Annotated in this window: 1 protein-coding gene; it reads left to right on the top strand. The window is 41.6% G+C overall.

Features of this window, described 5'->3' with window-relative positions; translation table 11 throughout:
• On the top strand, positions 1 to 1,049 hold a 1,049-nt coding region (locus H5180_RS23305; protein ID WP_182759258.1), incomplete at both ends, for an ISAs1 family transposase.

Below are 1,049 nucleotides of genomic sequence, written 5' to 3'. Positions count from 1 at the left end.
CGACCCTCGCCAGCAGGGTAAAGTTGTCCATAAACTTTTTGATATCATATTCTTAGCTGTCAGCGCTGTCATATCTGGGTGCCAAGGCTGGGAAGATATTGAAGATTTTGGCCATGATAGATTAGATTGGCTCAGGAAGTACGTTCCTCTTGAGCAAGGAATCCCTCGCCATGACACAATCGCTCGTGTGATGAGTCGTATTGATATGACGCAGTTTCAAGATTCTTTTTCTTCTTGGATGAAAGACTGCTCTAAATTAACTCAGGGCGATGTAGTTGCGATTGATGGTAAGCGATTGAAAGGTTCATTTAATCAGTCAGATAGGCGCGATGCACTTTATATGGTCAGTGCATTTGCGTGCGAAAATGGTGTTGTTTTGGCGCAATGCCCTGTTGATAAAAAGTCGAATGAAATAACAGCGTTACCAGAGCTTCTTGAATTACTGGAGATAAAAGGCTGCTTAGTCACGATTGACGCGATGGGGTGTCAAAAATCAATTGCAGAGACAATAGTGGATAAACAAGCCGATTACCTACTTGCAGTAAAAGCGAACCATAAAGGACTGCTGTCACAAATAGAGAATGCTTTATTACCTGAGGTCACACGACAAGCGTCCGAAGGAGTTTTGTTTAATGAAGCCGATTATCATAAAAACAGAGAAGAATTCAGGTGTTGTGCTGTTAGTCATAACGTAAGTGATTTATCAGAAACGAGCAATTGGAAAGATGCCAAAACAGTGGGAGTTATTGTTTCTTATAGGAAAGAAAAAAACAAAGTAAGCAATGAGTTATGCTATAGATACTACATCAGTTCAGCATATCTATCGGCGGAAGAACTCGCAAGATCCGCACGGCAACATTGGCAAATAGAGAATGGATTACATTGGCGTTTAGATGTCGGATTTAAAGAAGATGATTGCCGAATTAGGCGTGAAGGTGCAGCACCTGTATTTGCGGGGCTGAGACACATCGCATTTAATCAGCTAAAAGCAGAAACAAGCTTTAATAAAGGCATGCCCGCAAAACAGAAAAAAGCTATGCGCAGTACAG

Origin of the sequence: Pseudoalteromonas sp. SR41-4, assembly GCF_014163985.1 — a bacterium.
Classification (GTDB): Bacteria; Pseudomonadota; Gammaproteobacteria; order Enterobacterales; family Alteromonadaceae; genus Pseudoalteromonas; species Pseudoalteromonas rhizosphaerae.
This window is presented reverse-complemented; position numbering and strand designations above follow the sequence as displayed.